This is a genomic window from Microcoleus sp. MON1_C5 (assembly GCF_036701875.1).
Lineage (GTDB): Bacteria > Cyanobacteriota > Cyanobacteriia > Cyanobacteriales > Microcoleaceae > Microcoleus.
On the sequence record NZ_JAUBRN010000002.1, the window covers coordinates 188277 to 204531 of the forward strand.

The 16255-nt window shown below is 47.6% G+C and carries 9 protein-coding genes; 6 read left to right on the top strand and 3 right to left on the bottom strand.

Going from position 1 to position 16255, the window contains the following annotated elements:
• Positions 1-283: 283 nt before the first annotated feature.
• The 3 genes from tnpA (at position 284) to dndE (ending at position 3683) form a co-directional block, all read left to right on the top strand.
• Entirely contained in the window at positions 284-736 is a 453-nt protein-coding gene (gene tnpA / locus QUA71_RS02050) for an IS200/IS605 family transposase (RefSeq protein WP_333281582.1), read from the top strand.
• A gap of 282 nt (positions 737-1018) precedes the next feature.
• Positions 1019-3016, top strand: coding sequence for a DNA sulfur modification protein DndD (gene dndD / locus QUA71_RS02055; protein ID WP_333281585.1), 1998 nt, complete (start codon positions 1019-1021; stop codon positions 3014-3016).
• 265 nt (positions 3017-3281) lie between these two features.
• Positions 3282-3683, top strand: a complete 402-nt coding sequence (gene dndE / locus QUA71_RS02060) for a DNA sulfur modification protein DndE (RefSeq protein WP_015179042.1) — start codon at positions 3282-3284, stop codon at positions 3681-3683.
• A 112-nt stretch (positions 3684-3795) separates the two neighbouring features.
• Here dndE and thiD read toward each other — a convergent pair whose 3' ends face one another.
• The gene (thiD, locus tag QUA71_RS02065) at positions 3796-4605 is read right to left on the bottom strand and encodes a bifunctional hydroxymethylpyrimidine kinase/phosphomethylpyrimidine kinase (RefSeq protein WP_333281588.1); all 810 of its coding nucleotides are present in this window, start codon (positions 4603-4605) and stop codon (positions 3796-3798) included.
• A gap of 152 nt (positions 4606-4757) precedes the next feature.
• Between thiD and QUA71_RS02070 the strand changes: the two genes are divergently transcribed.
• The gene (locus QUA71_RS02070; protein WP_333281591.1) at positions 4758-5537 is read left to right on the top strand and encodes an MBL fold metallo-hydrolase; all 780 of its coding nucleotides are present in this window, start codon (positions 4758-4760) and stop codon (positions 5535-5537) included.
• A 120-nt stretch (positions 5538-5657) separates the two neighbouring features.
• Here QUA71_RS02070 and ftsZ read toward each other — a convergent pair whose 3' ends face one another.
• Both ftsZ and QUA71_RS02080 read right to left on the bottom strand, forming a co-directional pair.
• Positions 5658-6932, bottom strand: a complete 1275-nt coding sequence (gene ftsZ, locus QUA71_RS02075) for a cell division protein FtsZ (protein WP_190660599.1) — start codon at positions 6930-6932, stop codon at positions 5658-5660.
• A gap of 306 nt (positions 6933-7238) precedes the next feature.
• Positions 7239-8141 carry an FtsQ-type POTRA domain-containing protein gene (locus tag QUA71_RS02080; protein WP_333281594.1) on the bottom strand — a complete coding sequence of 301 codons (903 nt, stop codon included), beginning with the start codon at positions 8139-8141 and terminating at the stop codon, positions 7239-7241.
• A gap of 336 nt (positions 8142-8477) precedes the next feature.
• Here QUA71_RS02080 and QUA71_RS02085 point away from each other — a divergent pair, with 336 nt between their 5' ends.
• Positions 8478-9809 carry an ATP-binding protein gene (locus QUA71_RS02085; protein WP_333281597.1) on the top strand — a complete coding sequence of 444 codons (1332 nt, stop codon included), beginning with the start codon at positions 8478-8480 and terminating at the stop codon, positions 9807-9809.
• A 683-nt stretch (positions 9810-10492) separates the two neighbouring features.
• Positions 10493-15964, top strand: coding sequence for a WD40 domain-containing protein (locus QUA71_RS02090; RefSeq protein ID WP_333281600.1), 5472 nt, complete (start codon positions 10493-10495; stop codon positions 15962-15964).
• Positions 15965-16255 lie beyond the last annotated feature (291 nt).

Sequence of the window (16255 nt, forward strand, 5' to 3'; positions counted from 1 at the left end):
GGCCAAATCAAAGGATCGCCGACTTCAGGAGTATCGCCCTTACCCGAAGATCCGCCGGGGATTGAAATTCCCGTCAAGAGAGCGAAAGTCGGTTAAAACCGACTGAAGCGCTAAATCAAAGGATCGCCGACTTCAGTCCTCTTTAAGAGGACTTCCGCTATGAGACAGGGATTTCAATCCCTGTCGGACTGTCGGATCGTGGGAGTCTCCGATCGACCCCGATCGCACTCTCAGATTCGTTGACAGAATCATAAATCCACCTAAAAAATCCGGAAAAATCTTTATGGCAATGTGGCGGCTGTACTATCATTTAGTTTGGGCAACAAAAGAGCGACAGCCCCTCATATCTCCCGCAAAAGAAACCGAACTTTACTCTTATATCATCGGCAAAGCAGACACCCTCAATTGCATCCTCCACGCCATCGGCGGCACAGAAAATCACATCCACTTAATAGTTTCCATTCCTCCGACACAATCGATCGCTGAATTCATTAAAAATATTAAAGGTAGCAGCAGCCGTTATCTCAATCAAACTTTGCAAAATCCCAATAAATTTTCGTGGCAAGAAGGATACGGAGTATTTTCTTTAGGACAAAAACAACTAGACTCAGCAGTCGCTTATGTGATAAATCAAAAGGAACATCACTTGCAAAAAACCACAAATTCGCATTTAGAACAAATCACGGATCAAGACAATCCACCCACCCGGTGGCACCCGAATTCGCCAGAGAATTAATTGAAAAATATTGGCAGACTCTCCGATTCTCGGACTCTCCAGCTATTGCGTTTACATCCAGACCCGCCGGGGATTGAAATCCCCGTCTAATAGCAAAAGTCGGTTAAAACCGACTAAAAACCCAGATTCAACAGTCACAAACTTCAGTCCTCTTCAGAGGACTTCAGCTATGAGACAGGGATTTCAATCCCTGTCGGACTGTCGGACTCACACATCGACCCCGGACTGTCGGATACGCCGATCGCACCCACCAACTTTCATCCCATCTCAACAACATCTACAATGCAATTCCTCGAACTCGTCCTCAAAAACTTCGGCCCCTATGCAGGCACCCAAACCATCAATCTCCGCCCCGAAAAAGACGGAAATCCCTGCCCAGTCATCCTATTTGGCGGCATGAATGGCGGCGGCAAAACCACCCTCATGGACGCCATTCGCCTCGCCCTCTACGGTGGCCGCGCCCAATGTTCCACCAGAGGCAATTTAAGCTACAGCGACTTTCTCAATCAATGCGTCAACCGCCACACTCCCCCATTAGAAGATACCCGCGTCGAACTAACATTTGAACAAGTCCAAGATGACAAATTAGCTCAATTCAAAATAGTTAGATACTGGAAAAAACTAGATATCAAAGATAACTTAAGCATTCTCATATACAGCGAAATAGTCAGCGATTGGTGGTCGGACAAAGCTATTACTAACACCTGGGACGAATACATCGAAACCCTTTTGCCCGTCGGAATATCCAACCTATTTCTGTTTGACGGCGAACAAGTAAAAGAACTCGCCGAACTCGAAACACCGCCGGAGTTTGTCGTCGGGGCGATTAAATCTCTTTTAGGTTTAGAATTAGCAGAACGCCTCGCCGTCGATTTAGAAATATTAGCCGGCCGCAAGCGGAAAGAAATTGCTGGCAAAAAAGACTTGGCTGCTTTAGAGAAAATCGAACAAACTTTTAAGAAAATTAGTGAGGAAATAGACTCAGCTAAGCAAGAACAAGCCAGCTTTAAAAACGAGTTAGATAAAGCTCAAAAAAATCAGCAACAAGCATCAGAAAAGTTTATTTATGAAGGCGGGAAAATTGCCGCAGATCGCAGTCAACTAGACAGACAGCTAAACGACTACAGAAATCAGGCAGACAAAACCCGTCAATCCATGATGGAATTGGCATCAAATACGCTCCCACTAGCCCTAATTTCGCCCTTGCTAACCGAAGCCAAAATTCAAGCAGAAACAGAAGCCAGCCAGCAGCAAGCAAAGATTGCCCAAAATGTTATCAAACAAAGAAGCGATCGCCTTCTCAACTATATCGCCGAAATCTCGTTAAATCCCCAACAGCTAGATAAAATTCAAGACTTCATCCGCCAAGAAAACCAAGAACTCGAACAGCAAGCGGGAACAGACGTTCCGCCCTGGATGAACGCCGACAACAACAGCATCCAGCAACTAGAAAACCTTCTTAGCTACCAAATCAAAGCCCAGCAAATTCTAGCCCGCAACCAAATAGAAGAAATCCAAAACATCGAAGCAGAAATCGACTTCACAGACAGAGAACTCGCCGCCGCCGCTTCCCCCGAAGCCTACGAAAAACTAGAAGAAGAGGTCAGGAAAGCCCAAAAAGCAGTCGCTATCGCAGCCGCCGCCTGTGAATCAGCCAACCGCCGCGTCGATGAATTAGAGAGAGAATTAGCCAAAAACCAAAAAGAACTAGAAAGCTACAGCAGCGAATTCATCACCATCAGAAACAGCCAACACGTCATCGCGTCCATCGCCAAAGCCCAAGCCACCCTGAAACTCTTTAAAGAAAAACTCACCCTCAAAAAACTCAACAAACTCGAAATAGAAATTACCGACTGTTTCCGCTACCTGTTGCACAAAACCGACCTCGTGCACAGAGTTGCGATCGACACTCAAACATTTAGCCTCTCCATTTACGATCCAGAAGGCAAACCGGTACCCAAACACCGACTTTCTGCCGGGGAAAAACAATTGCTGGCGATCGCCTTTTTGTGGGGATTGGCTAGAGTATCCGGGAGACAATTGCCAGTTGCGATCGACACTCCCTTGGGCCGCCTCGACTCCTCCCACAGAAACAACCTAGTCGAACGTTATTTCCCCTCGGCCAGCCACCAAGTGATCCTGCTTTCTACCGACACGGAAATTAGAAAAGTAGAATACGAAAAACTCCAAGAATTAGAGGCGATCGCCCACAGCTACCTCCTCAAATACGACTCCGCCAAACACCAAACCACCGTCGAAAAAGGTTACTTCTGGGAATAAAAATTCGCCCTAAAAAATAGCGCAACCCCCTTGACTTTGCTGGGGAGTTGCGGTAGTATAGATAGCATAATGGAATGGTGGCGAAAATTTTATTTTGGCCACCATCCCATTATTAAGGATAAATCCTACTACAATCAAAATACCAAAAAAAACCGATTTAATCAAGTCGCGCCGTGTAAAAAAATGTTAATTATTTCTCGTTATCTAGAGGCTTTGCTTCCCCAATATTAACAGTTTTTACAATATACCAAACAATCTCAAACTCATGGAACCACCAGTCGATCGCATCCGCCTATCCCAAACAGGCAAAGACCAACTATCAAAACTGAAACGATCGACCAAAATCGATCAGTGGAATATTCTATGCAGGTGGGGATTTTGCCGATCGCTCGCCGAACCCAGCATCCCATCGCCAGTACCAATTCCCAGCGACAGCAACGTCGAATTAAGCTGGGATGTCTTCGGCGGTGACATGGCTGATATCTTGATAATGGCCCTCAAACAGCGGTGTCACCAAGATAATTTAGGCACAGAAAAAGAAACTCTAGCCAAACAGTTTCGCCTGCACTTGCACCGAGGGATTGGTTATTTGGCCGGCGATCCGAATATTAAGAAAATCGAAGACTTGGTGGCAATCGCTCTATCGCCTGAGAAATTAAGAAATTAACTGATTGTTGACAGTTGACAGTTGACAGTTGACAGTTGTTATTGGTTGTTAGCAGGCCCAAGCGAGCAAGAAATAAATAACCAATAACCAATAACCAATAACCAATGACTTCTTATTTCAGTAAAAGCGGGAAAAAATGACCTACTGGCCCTTGACCTTCCCCAATATCCAAAGCATATTTGAGAGCAGTAGTAACATAATCCTTAGCCAATGTCACCGCTGTAAACAAATCTTTCCCTAATGCTAAATTAGCCGCGATCGCAGCACTCAAAGTACAACCAGTCCCGTGAGTATTCCCAGTATCAACATTTTCAGTCTTCAACACATCCAACCGCGTACCATCAAACCAAACATCAATTCCCCGCAAATCTCCCGCCATCCCGCCGCCTTTCACCAAAACAGCTTTGGCGCCCAAACGATAAATCTGCTGCGCCGCCACCCGCATATCGTCTAGAGAAAAAATCTCTAAACCGCTCAAAATCTGAGCCTCAAACCGATTCGGAGTCACGACAGCAGCCAAAGGAATCAAAACATCCCGCAAAAATGCGATCGCTCCCTCATCAATCAATCGATCGCCCGATCGTGAAACCATCACCGGATCGACAACCAAATTCCCTATTCCCAAAGCTTCCACCTGTGAAGCCACCGCCGCCATAATTTCCCGATTCAGCAGCATCCCAGTCTTCACAGCATCCACCCCAATATCCCCAACTACCGCCTCAATTTGAGCCCCCACAGCCTCCGGAGACAAAGCATCCACCCGCGTCACCCCCAAAGTATTTTGAGCCGTCACGCAAGTCAAAGCACTCGTACCGTGCACGCAGTGAAACGCAAAAGTCCGCAAATCCGCCTGAATCCCGGCCCCACCGCCACTATCAGATCCCGCCACAGTCAAAGCCACAGGAATTCTCGATTTAACCATCTTTTTCAACCGCAGATAAACACAAACTTTCCCCAGACACATCCCATCATATCTGTGGCACGGGCGTCCCGCCTGTGCTTCCGAAACGGTTAAAATTCCCAAACAAAATTAGCTATGATTAAACCAATTGTAAAGAATTATTGCAAACAGCCGTGAAAGTCACCCGAATCGACCTCAACTCTTGGATCTTCCACATCGCAGGCCAAACCATCCTCGTCGATCCCTGGCTGGTCGATCCCCTCGTATTTTACGGTCAACCCTGGCTGTTCACCGCCTACCACAACACCCCCGTAGCCTTCACTCCCAGCACCTTACCGCCGATCGACCTCATCCTAATTTCCCAAGGATTAGACGACCACTGCCACAGACCAACACTCGAACAGCTCGATCGCACAATTCCCGCGATCGCCTCACCCACCGCTGCCAAAGTCCTCAGAAGTTTAGGCTACACTAATATCACATCTTTAGCAAATTGGCAAGAGTTAAATTTTAAAGAAAAGTTACAAATTACTGCCGTACCCGGAGCCGAAATCGGGCCGGGACAAGAAGAAAACGGCTATTTGCTCAAAGATTTAAGCAGCGGCGAGACACTTTATTACGAACCGCACCTGCCACCATTAGACAAAGTTAAACAGAAAATAGACACAGTAGACGTAGCCATCGCCCCAGTCATCGGTCAAATCTTCCCATTCCTCGGACAAGTCATCATCGGCCCTTCGCAAGCCCTCAGCCTCGCCCAAACACTGAAACCTCGGTTTTTCCTGCCTACAGCGGCGGGAGACATCCGAGCCACAGGGATTTTACCAATGTTAGTGCGCTCGGTTGGCAGCATCCCCGAATTTCGCGATTTGCTAGCAAAATCCGGCCTCTCCACCCAACTCCTCGAACCCGAACCAGGCCAAACCCTAGAAATTTTAGATTTGGGATTTTAGATTTTCGATTGGAGATTTTCGATTTTCTAGATTGGAGATTGGAGATTGGAGATTGGAGATTGGAGATTCAATCCAAAATCCCAAATCCCAAATCTAAAATCTAAAATCGAAAATCTAAAATCATCTTGGCGGGCGACGGTTACGCAAAAACTCAGGAATATCCAATCCCAAATCCTGCGGCGGTTTCGCTTTCGGATCGGGCGTCTGTTGAGCCGGAGTCGTCGGCACAGTTGCAGCCCGCCAAGGAGCATTAACATTTTGCGTCCGTCCCGGAGTCGGAGGCGACGGAACTTCCCCCGAAAAACCAGTAGCGATCACAGTAATCTTAATTTCGCCCTGAAGCCGCTCGTCAATCACCGCTCCAAAAATAATATTGGCATTCGGATCGACAACCTCGTAAATCGTCTCAGCCGCCGCATTCACCTCGTGCAGCGTCATGTCAGTACCGCCAGTGATGTTAAACACCACACCTCTAGCGCCCTCAATAGACGAAGCTTCCAGCAGAGGCGAAGAAATAGCCTGCATCGCAGCCTCCCTAGCCCGTGACTTGCCAGAACCCACGCCGATGCCCATCAAAGCCGAACCCGCATCAGCCATTACTGCCCGCACGTCAGCAAAGTCAACATTCACCAAACCGGGAATAGTAATAATGTCAGAAATACCCTGAACCCCTTGGCGCAGGATATCGTCAGCAACTCGAAAAGCCTCTTGTACCGGCATTTGTTCCGAAATCACAGACAGCAACTTGTCGTTAGGAATTACGATCAGCGTATCCACCCGGGTTTGCAAAGCCGCAATCCCTTCTTCAGCTTGGCTGGTGCGCCGCCGTCCCTCAAACGTAAAAGGCCGCGTCACTATGCCCACAGTCAAAGCGCCCATTTCCTTAGCGACCTCAGCCACAATCGGAGCCGCGCCCGTGCCGGTACCGCCGCCCATGCCGGCGGTGATAAATACCAAATCCGCGTGATTCAGAGCATTAGCAACCTCGTCGCGAGATTCCTCCGCAGCCTTTTGACCGATCGCCGGATTGCCCCCCGCCCCCAAACCGCGCGTCAACTTCTGTCCGACTTGCAAGCGTTTCGGAGCATTTGAGAGAACCAGAGCTTGGGAATCCGTATTCACGCACCAAAACTCGACACCAGAAACCTCGCTAGCAATCATCCGGTTAACGGCGTTGCCCCCACCACCGCCGACGCCAATTACTTTGATTTTGGCAGCGCTGCTGGGCATTATGTCTTTGGGATTGACCATAGGATCGATATCAATACTATCTACATTTACATAACCAGACTTGCGTCTAAAGGGATTGGCGGAATCTGCAGCCACCGGAAAATTTTTTACTTCTTCCGAAGGGGGACTGTCTTGGTCAGACCCCTGTCTATTATTAAGCTTCATTAGAGTCGGGGATAGTAGATTACAGCTTGTTAACTAAACGCCAATTCACAATCAACTATAGGCTAAGTTGCGCGAAAAACTAACACTGGTCGATGCTTAATGTTAGCAATCTCGGATTTGGCCGACCTCACTAGCCGAGACCTCGCTTGACGCCATCCAGGTACTTGACCGGATTAAGGCAGTTGTAAGCAAGGCATAAGGAAAAAAAATGGATACTAGCCCCTGACGCGGGGCGCTGTCCAAAAACTGTGCTGATTGCAAGCCCTGCCTATCGATCGATACCTTCTACCTTCTGTTGACAAAGAATCAATTCTGGGCGCGGGTGGGTGCGGGGGTGGAACTCTCCAAACTGGGGGGGAGTTCTGGCAAATGGACGATCGGCGAAGCAGGATTTTTCAAGTCAATGTAGGCTATTTTGCTTGAATCTATCTGTTTTGGCAATTGTCGCATTCGGTCTAAAACCTTAAGTTGCTCCGCAGTCTTGGAACTGTACGGCCCTAAGTGTACGGTACCGATCTCTGTTTTCAAGATCAAGTTGTTCGGGTTTTGCCAATTAATCTCAAACACCTTCACCGTCAAGCCGCTGAGTCCTTGGTAAAACTTCGGCCAATAGGCGCGATACTGTTCCAAAGACCCGATGACTTTTAAAGTGGGCAAAGAACGCTGAGGCTGCGTTCCCGGAATGCTGCCGGGCCCGATCGAACTATTCTGCGATCGTACAGCAGTATAACTATCCGACGGCATCCAACCTCCGCGAGCGTCCAGCCACCCCACTTTTTCCTTCTCACTGTTCGATTTCAACACCGCAGTCGGCTGCGCCACCGCCACTGGCAGGCGTTCTGCCACTTCTACAGTCAAACTCGGCGGAAACAAGTTACGAGTCACCTTCGCTTTGGCGATCGGCCCCGTGGACTCCAGCTTTTCGGCCAGGGCCTGCGGTTGAATCCCCCACAGCGACTGCGGGTAAGACAGCGGCACCAAAGACCGCACCGCCTTATCCGACAGCCACTGATTGCCCTCCACCTTCACTTGTTCCGATCGGGCAATTAACCAAGCCGGCTGAGCAATCCACCAAAGCAAACCTCCAGCCATTGCGCTCGCTGCCAGCATTTGCCACACAACAGCCGCCAATCGAGCACGCCTCTGCTGCCGCAACTTTTGGCGCCTGCGCCCTAACTCTGTTTGAGAAACCGCTCCAAAACTAGCCATCTACGTCTTGACAATATAGTAATTAAGGATTAGCACAAATTCAAAACTGTTTAATCTCTCTCTTGAACCCTGTTTTCCCCTACCATTTAACCAGATCTCCGCAAATTTACCCATACTCCTGCCAATATCAGTAATATCACTGATCCCCCTAAGTAATAAAAAATTATTAATTAAAAATTCCCAATTCCAGCGCCGGAAAAACCCCTTACCAGAGCAAGGTTCTTTGGGTATTTAGGGCATTACCCCACAGGGCAAAAGGTTACAAATCAAACTAAACTCAACTAAAGAAAGTTTAGACTTTCGATTAACTTTTTTAACTTTTATTCGGCTTCCATTGTGATCGCACTCGAATTAGACAGATTCTATAAAGCCTGCAACCCGAGCAAGACCCTTGTTGCGGGAGACCCAGGAGATTATCAATACTACATTGATTTTGGTTCCGTGCGTGGCGGCAAAATCATTGAATCTTTACAGCGAACCATTACCCGCATATCCCCCAACGAGCCAACCTGTCAGCTATTTACAGGACATATCGGGTGTGGCAAATCTACGGAATTGTTTCGACTAAAAGCTGAGTTAGAGCAAGAGGGTTTTTGCGTCGTCTACTTCGAGTCTTCCCAAGACTTAGACATGGGTGATGTAGACATCAGCGATATTTTGCTGAGCATTGCGCGCCAAGTCAGCGAAACTATGGAATCAGCTAAAATCAAACTCAGACCGAGCTATTTTACCAATCTGTTTGCAGAAGTGGCAGAATTTTTGCAGACTCCCATAGATTTGTCAGCGGAAGCCGAGTTATCTGTAGGCATTGCTAGAGTTACTGCTAAAACTAAAGACTCTCCCAAACTGCGATCGCAACTCAGGCAATATCTCGAACCCCGCACCAACAGCATTTTGCAGTCGATCAATGAAGAACTCCTCAACAAAGCTAACGCTGAACTCAAGCACCAAGGCAAAAAAGGGCTCGCAGTCATCGTTGACAACCTCGATCGCCTCGATGCCTCCCTCAAACCCAGCGGACGCACCCAGCCAGAATATCTGTTTTTAGACCGCGGCGAACAGTTGAAAAAACTTAATTGCCATGTTGTCTACACGATTCCCCTGACTTTGATTTTTTCCAACGACTTCGGCCGCCTCGCCAGTCGATTTGGAGTCAAACCCAAGGTGATGCCGATGGTACCGGTGCAAATGCGATCGGGCGACGACCACCTCGAAGGAATGGCACTGCTGCGCCAGCTAGTATTAGCTAGAGCTTTCCCGAAAGTTGCTCCCCATCAACGCATTGATTTGATTTCCCAGGTGTTTGACTCTCCCGAAACTTTAGATCGGCTTTGCCGGATTAGTGGCGGTCACGTTCGCAATCTACTGATGCTTTTGTATAGCTGTTTGCAGCACGAAGACCCTCCCTTCTCTCGCGAATGCCTCGAAAGCGTCATTCAAGAATATCGCGATGACCTTTTGGGAGCCATCAATGACATGGAATGGGAATTGCTGTTTCAAGTCGTCACCCGACAAAGTGTAACTGGCGAAGAAGAGTCTCAAATCTTGTTGCGAAGTATGTTTGTCTTTGAATACCGCGATCAAGAAGGTCGCTGGTTTGGCATCAATCCAGCCCTAGCAGAAACCAGAAAATATAAGGAGTGGCGGCAGGGCCTTGAGCCAAAATAGTTGGGATTTTTGAGATTGCTTCCCGACTCTAATAACCCTTACCCATGAGCGAGATAGAAACTATTTAACTTAAAATTCACCGCTCAAAACTCCGCACTCCAACAATCCAATACAAAAATCAGTCAGCGGTTTTTGCCGCTGGCTGATTTCTGTTGAATGCTGGCTATATGCGGTGAATGTTATTGTCGCGTAAAACTTTGCCGCCACCAAGGACTTTCCCCACTCTCAACTCTCATATCTGCAATGCCAGACCCCCTATGTCTGTTCTTACCTGTTGCTGTTAATTTCCCATAATCCCATCCCGGACGACAATTTTTTTTGCTGGTGTGTTAAATGCCTGCTACAGATAGATCGCAGTTGTTTACTAATAGCTAGTCGTCGGTATTATCTTAAATTTAGGGGTTGGCTATTTACGATCTGTAGTCATTTATATAGAGCGGAATAAAAAAATATTAGCTGGGCTTAAAATTTGACGGGGAAGTCTAGCATTCTCTGAGATTGAGCGGTATGATATCTTTACATTGGATCTAATAACTATGTAAGTATTAAAAGGAGAAGTACGAAAAACTACGTATTTCTACAGAGATAAAGCCTCAAACAGAGACGGTTATCTCTAAGTAGATACGCTTTTAGTCACGATTGGTGAGCGTTAGGTAATTGATTTATGCAAAAGAGGTGCACGCATGACCGATCTAATTAAGGTACAAGAAACTGCCAACTACAACGAGCGATCTCTCAAAACTCTGGTCAGATCCATTACAATGTCTCAACAGCAATTCTCGCTGATTTTGGTGCGCTGCAACTACGAGCAGTTGCGCCAGCAAATAGCGCAGCGGCTGCGAGAAGTCTCCCCAGTTCCAATTCAAGATCTCGTCCTGCCAGCTTCAGTCAAAACCCTTTACACTACTCTGCAGGCAAGCACTTTGCAGGAGGGGTACTCGCCTGTGGTTTCGGCCTCGGCTTTGATGGTATTCGGTTTAGAAACAGTAGTAGCGATCGACGAACTGATGGCTTCTACCAATCAAGTGCGAGACGAATTTCGCAAAAATTTTTCCTGCCCGGTGATTTTGTGGGTAACAGATGACATCGTGACCAAAATGATTCGTCTGGCCCCGGATTTCAAAAGTTGGGCGGCCGCCACAATTAAATTTGAAATGGGCGTTGACGAATTAATTAATTTCCTCGCTAGGCGGGCCGATACTATATTTAAAATAGGCGAACTCAATCAAGAACTCGCCAGCAGCAACGTCAGCACCATAGCTAATTGTGAAACCTGCGAAACCCCGTGCGAAAAACGCGGCCTGGAGCGCGAAATCAGCCATGGAGAACGCTTTCTAACTTTTAACTCAGGGCCCCAAAACCGACGACAATCAGATGCCCACTCGTATTCGCCATTGAGTCCGGGCAATACCTTCGATTTGGCGATCGGCTCTTTGCCACGCCGAGAACTAGAATTAGCTTTAAGAGATTTACAAAATCGCGGTGAAGAATTAGAACCCGCCCTCAAAGCCAGCCTGCAATTCGTTCTCGGTCGAGATTACTATGTCAGCGACCAAACCGAAACTGCCTTAATTCACTACCAAGAAAGTTTACTATTTTGGCAGCAGAAAACGGGCAACTGGGAACTGGCAAACTTGGAACATTCCGAAAACCCAGAAACCTTCTCCTCCTTGTCGAATCCTGTCCCCAAAATTTTATTTTTAGAGAGAGAAGGCATAGTGCTGTTTCACATAGCCCTGTGTCATCGGTTGCAAGCAGCCAGAAACCCGGTAGCCAACCGCCAGCACTGGGAACAAGCTTGGATTAGCCTGGAACAATCTAGAAACGCTTTCTCCCTTGCCTCACGCCCGGAATTGGTAGCTGAGGTGACAGCACACCTCGGAGAAGTGCTGCAGCGCCTGAAAGCTTGGGGAGAGTTGCAAGCATTAGCTGAAAATTCTTTGCAGTTGCACTTCACTTACGGTACTCCCAGTCAACTAGCTCAAGATTACGGCTTTTTGGCTGAAGTTGCCCTGCAACAGTCGAGGTGGAGTCAAGCCCGCCAGCTAGCCGAGTTGGCTTTGGCAATTTTGGATCAAACGCCTCATGATTTGAGATTGCTGATTGAAGATTTGAGATTGGGGTTTGAGGGAAATTATCCAGAATTGGTGGGCCCTAACGAGTTAAGTAACGAACCCAAATCTAAAATCCAACATCCTAAATCCGACAGGAGTTCGTATCTTTTACTTTTAGCGCGAAGTTTGCGACAGCTAGGGCAGTGGGAAGCGGCGGTTCATTCTTTGGAGTTGGCTCAATCTCAAAGCGAGCCGAAGTACGACCCCCGACTTTACATCGATATTTTGACGGAATTGCAAGCGGTTTATTTCGAGCAGGGAGAGTATCTTAAAGCGTTTCGGATTAAAAAAACCCAGCGTTCGATCGAATATCAATACGGATTTAGAGCTTTTATCGGAGCCAGCCAATTGCAGCAGCAGCGCCAAGCGGTCAATCCTTCAGGCCCCTCAGCTCAAAACCAAGCTGCCATCGCAGCGGAAATGACAGCTTACTCGCGTCAAACAGATATCAATAGCTTGCTAGAAAGAATTAGCAGGGACGACCATAAATTAACTATTATTCACGGGCCCAGCGGAGTCGGGAAAAGTTCTCTAGTCAATGCCGGCTTAGTACCAGCTTTGAAAAACATTACTCCGGGCGCGCGCGATACATTGCCCGTAGTAGTCAAAGTTTACACCGATTGGCTGGTGGAGTTAGAAAATGCTTTGAACAGCGCACTGTACGACAAACAAGCCGAAGAGGAAAGTAAATTAATCTCGAAAGGACTACACGGAATCCACAAAAAAAGTTGCTCGGTTATTCCTGCTCGCAGCTCGGAAGTCTCTTCTTTTATTATAGATCAGTTGCGCGAAAATGCCACAAATAATTTGTTGACTGTGCTGATTTTCGATCAATTTGAAGAGTTTTTCTTTGTTTCGACTTCAGTGGAACAAAGACAACTTTTTTATAATTTTTTGGGCTTGTTTTTAAATTTGCCTTATGTCAAGATAATTCTGTGCTTGCGGGAAGATTATTTGCACTACTTACTAGATTGCGATCGCTTCCCAAATCTTGACGCTATTAACAATAATATTCTCGACAAAAGTATCCGCTACCAACTGCGGAGTTTTTCTATCAAAGACGCGCGGGCTGTCATCGGACACTTAACAGAACGGGCGGAATTTTATTTAGAGCCGGCACTGATCGATGCCTTCGTAGAAGATTTAGCAGACGAACTTCAAGAAGTGCGACCGATCGAATTGCAGGTAGTAGGAGCGCAACTGCAAGAAGAAGGTATTACCAGTCTAGCACAATACCAGCAATTGGGGGACAATCCCAAAGCGGAATTAGTGAAACGATCGCTCGAAAGAGTCATCTCTGACTGTGGCCTGGTTAACGAAGACGCAGCTTGGAAAATCTTGTTTTCCCTGACAGATGAAAGAGGCGTTCGCCTGATAAAAACCAAACACGAACTCTCGTTAGTTACAGGTCCGCAGCCAGCAGATGCCCGCGAAACCGAATTATCGGCGATCGGCAGAAACAGAATTTCTCTACAGCGACAGTTCGCAAAAGACCCTGAAAGCCGACAAAAGAAAACCGACAACCTCGACTTGATTTTAGACATTTTAGTTGGTCACGGTTTGCTATTTCTGCTACGGGAAGCGCCAGAAGACCGCTATCAATTGGTACACGACTATTTAGTGCGACCGATCCGCCAAAGATTCGGATTAGAAGCCAGACTGCACAAAGCAGAAGCAGACAAAAAAATGAGTCAAGCACAGCTCTACCGAGCCAATACTTTTCTCAAACAACTGCTGGGAGTAGCAGTGATCGGCGTGATGCTGCTAACCAGTTCCACCATCGCCGCCGTAAACTTTTGGTGGCGGGCCGTGGGTCAAAAACAGCTAGCTGTCGCTCAAACTCAGCGAGCCGAAATCAGTACCCTGACAGCAGCTTCGGAAGCACTTTATTTCTCAAACAACAAATTTGACGCCATGATGGAAAGTTTGAGAGCTGGCAAAAAGTGGAAACAGATCGAACACTCCCAAAAAATGTATACTCTCAAAGACACCGAAATTCTGATTTCTGCTGCCCTCCAACAGGCAGTTTATGGAGTCAAAGAACGCAACCGCTTGGAAGGACACGGCGATGTAGTTTGGGGTCTTAGCTTCAGTCCAGACGGCGAAACAATAGCTTCTTCCAGTGTAGATAAAACCGTCAAACTTTGGCGGCGCGACGGCAGTTTGCTGGCAACTTTCAAAGACCATACTAACAGCGTCTCATGTGTCACGTTCAGTCCAGACAACAAAATTATCGCCTCGGCAAGTTTAGATAAAACTGTCAAAATTTGGCAAACAGACGGCAGTTTGCTGGCAACTTTCAACGGGCATACTAATAGCGTTACCAGCGTTGCTTTTAGCCCTGACGGTCAAACGATCGCCAGTGGCTCTACAGATAAAACTATCAAACTTTGGAAAACCGACGGCACGCTGCTGAGAACGATCGAACAATTTGCTCCCGTAAATTGGCTAAGCTTCAGCCGCGACGGCAAAATAATTGCTGTGGCGAGCCATGACGGTACTGTGAAACTGTGGAGTTCTGACGGCAGGTTAATCGCTAATTTGTGGCACAGCGAAAACAGACAACCCTCGAAAATTTACACCGTCAGTTTCTCCCCCGATGGTGAAACGATCGCCAGTGCGGGTGAAGATAAAACAGTGAAAATCTGGAGCATCGCTGCACTCAAACACCCACCAACAGAAAATTCAACACAAGCAAAAAAAGGTGAACTGCTAACAACTTTGCGGGGACACAGCAAGTGGGTATTTGGTGTCAGTTTCTCCCCCGACGGTCAAACACTTGCTTCTGGAAGTGCAGACGGGACTGTCAAACTCTGGAGTCTTGCTGGTGTTGGCGACAAACGCCCAACCGATGCTAGCAACATTAAACCAGAGAGTCGCTTACTGAGAACTTTTGAGGGACACGCCGATCGAGTTACTCAGGTGAGTTTTAGCCCGGAAGGCAAAACCTTGGCTTCGGCAAGTTTTGACAAAACTGTCCGGCTGTGGCGACTCGATGACGTGCCGCTCAAAACTCTCGACGGACACCAAAACCGGGTGCAGGGCGTTACTTTTAGCCCCGACGGCCAAAGGCTGGCTTCTGCTTCTACGGACAAAACTATCAAACTCTGGAGCCGCACGGGAGTTTTGCTAGAAACCTTGGAAGGACACACTCAGAGAGTCGCCAGCGTCAGTTTCAGCCCCGACGGCCAGCTACTTGCTTCTGGGAGTTACGACAAAACGGTGAAAGTCTGGAGTTTGACAGAAGATGGCATGAATAATATTCTCCCTTGTCCTTCGGCTCCGCTATTCCCGTGTTCGCCTTCTGTGCTGTTCACTCTCGACGGCCACGCCGACAGCGTGATGAGCGTGAGTTTTAGCCCCGACAGCGAGATTCTGGCTTCGGGGAGCAAGGATAAGACGGTGAAACTCTGGACTAGAAACGGCAGGCTGATTAAGACTTTGACGGGACACACAGGCTGGGTGACTGGGGTGACTTTCAGTCCCGACGGCTCGATGCTGGCTTCTGCAAGCGATGACGGTACTCTCAAACTCTGGAATCGGGATGGTCGTTTGCTAAGAACTTTTGAAGGAGCTCACAACAGTTTTGTGTTGGGGGTTGCTTTTAGCCCTGATGGCAAAATGCTGGCTTCGGCTGGTTACGACAATTCCGTGAAGCTGTGGAAGGTAGACGGGACTTTGGTGGCGACGCTGCTGAAGGGTTCTAGCGACAGCGTGACTAGCGTGGGTTTTAGCCCGGATGGTTTGTTGGTTGCTTCGGGCAGTTATGACCATAAGGTGAAGTTGTGGAGTCGCAGCGGGACTTTACTGAAAACTTTGACTGGTCACAAGGATAGCGTGATGAGTGTGAGTTTTAGCCCGGATGGGAAGGTTCTGGCTTCTGCTGGCCGGGATAATCGGGTGATTTTGTGGAATTTGGATCTTGACGATTTGCTGGTGAGGGGCTGTGACTGGGTGGGAGATTATCTGAGAACTAATCCTAATGTGAGCCATCGCGATCGGCGTCTCTGTGAGGGGGTTGGGGCAAAATCTCAATTTTAGGGTAATGGGTAATTTCTTCAGTGTCCCCCCTAGAAATCCCCTTGACTCTATGCAGCGGTTTTAAGCGCTGGATAAAGTCAAACTAAGTCTTAACTGAGAGGGACTCAAGAATCAAGCGGCTAAAAAGCCCGGTTTTGGTATCAAAACTCAAAACTCAAAACTATTTTCCTCTTCCCCTTGGTCTCGGCTTCCTGTAAAGTAAATAATTGTAAAGAAATATGAGTTTTCTCTTATCCTCTGGTTAAGACCGCCAGCTAGCATTCACAATTAAGACCCGGATTATAAGTTCCT

Excerpts from the sequence above, each read along its gene's own strand:
- tnpA (WP_333281582.1), top strand. The coding sequence starts at position 284 with ATGGCAATGTGGCGGCTGTACTATCATTTAGTTTGGGCAACAAAAGAG.
- dndD (WP_333281585.1), top strand. The coding sequence starts at position 1,019 with ATGCAATTCCTCGAACTCGTCCTCAAAAACTTCGGCCCCTATGCAGGC.
- dndE (WP_015179042.1), top strand. The coding sequence starts at position 3,282 with ATGGAACCACCAGTCGATCGCATCCGCCTATCCCAAACAGGCAAAGAC.
- thiD (WP_333281588.1), bottom strand. The coding sequence starts at position 4,605 with ATGGTTAAATCGAGAATTCCTGTGGCTTTGACTGTGGCGGGATCTGAT.
- ftsZ (WP_190660599.1), bottom strand. The coding sequence starts at position 6,932 with ATGAAGCTTAATAATAGACAGGGGTCTGACCAAGACAGTCCCCCTTCG.
- QUA71_RS02080 (WP_333281594.1), bottom strand. The coding sequence starts at position 8,141 with ATGGCTAGTTTTGGAGCGGTTTCTCAAACAGAGTTAGGGCGCAGGCGC.
- QUA71_RS02090 (WP_333281600.1), top strand. The coding sequence starts at position 10,493 with ATGACCGATCTAATTAAGGTACAAGAAACTGCCAACTACAACGAGCGA.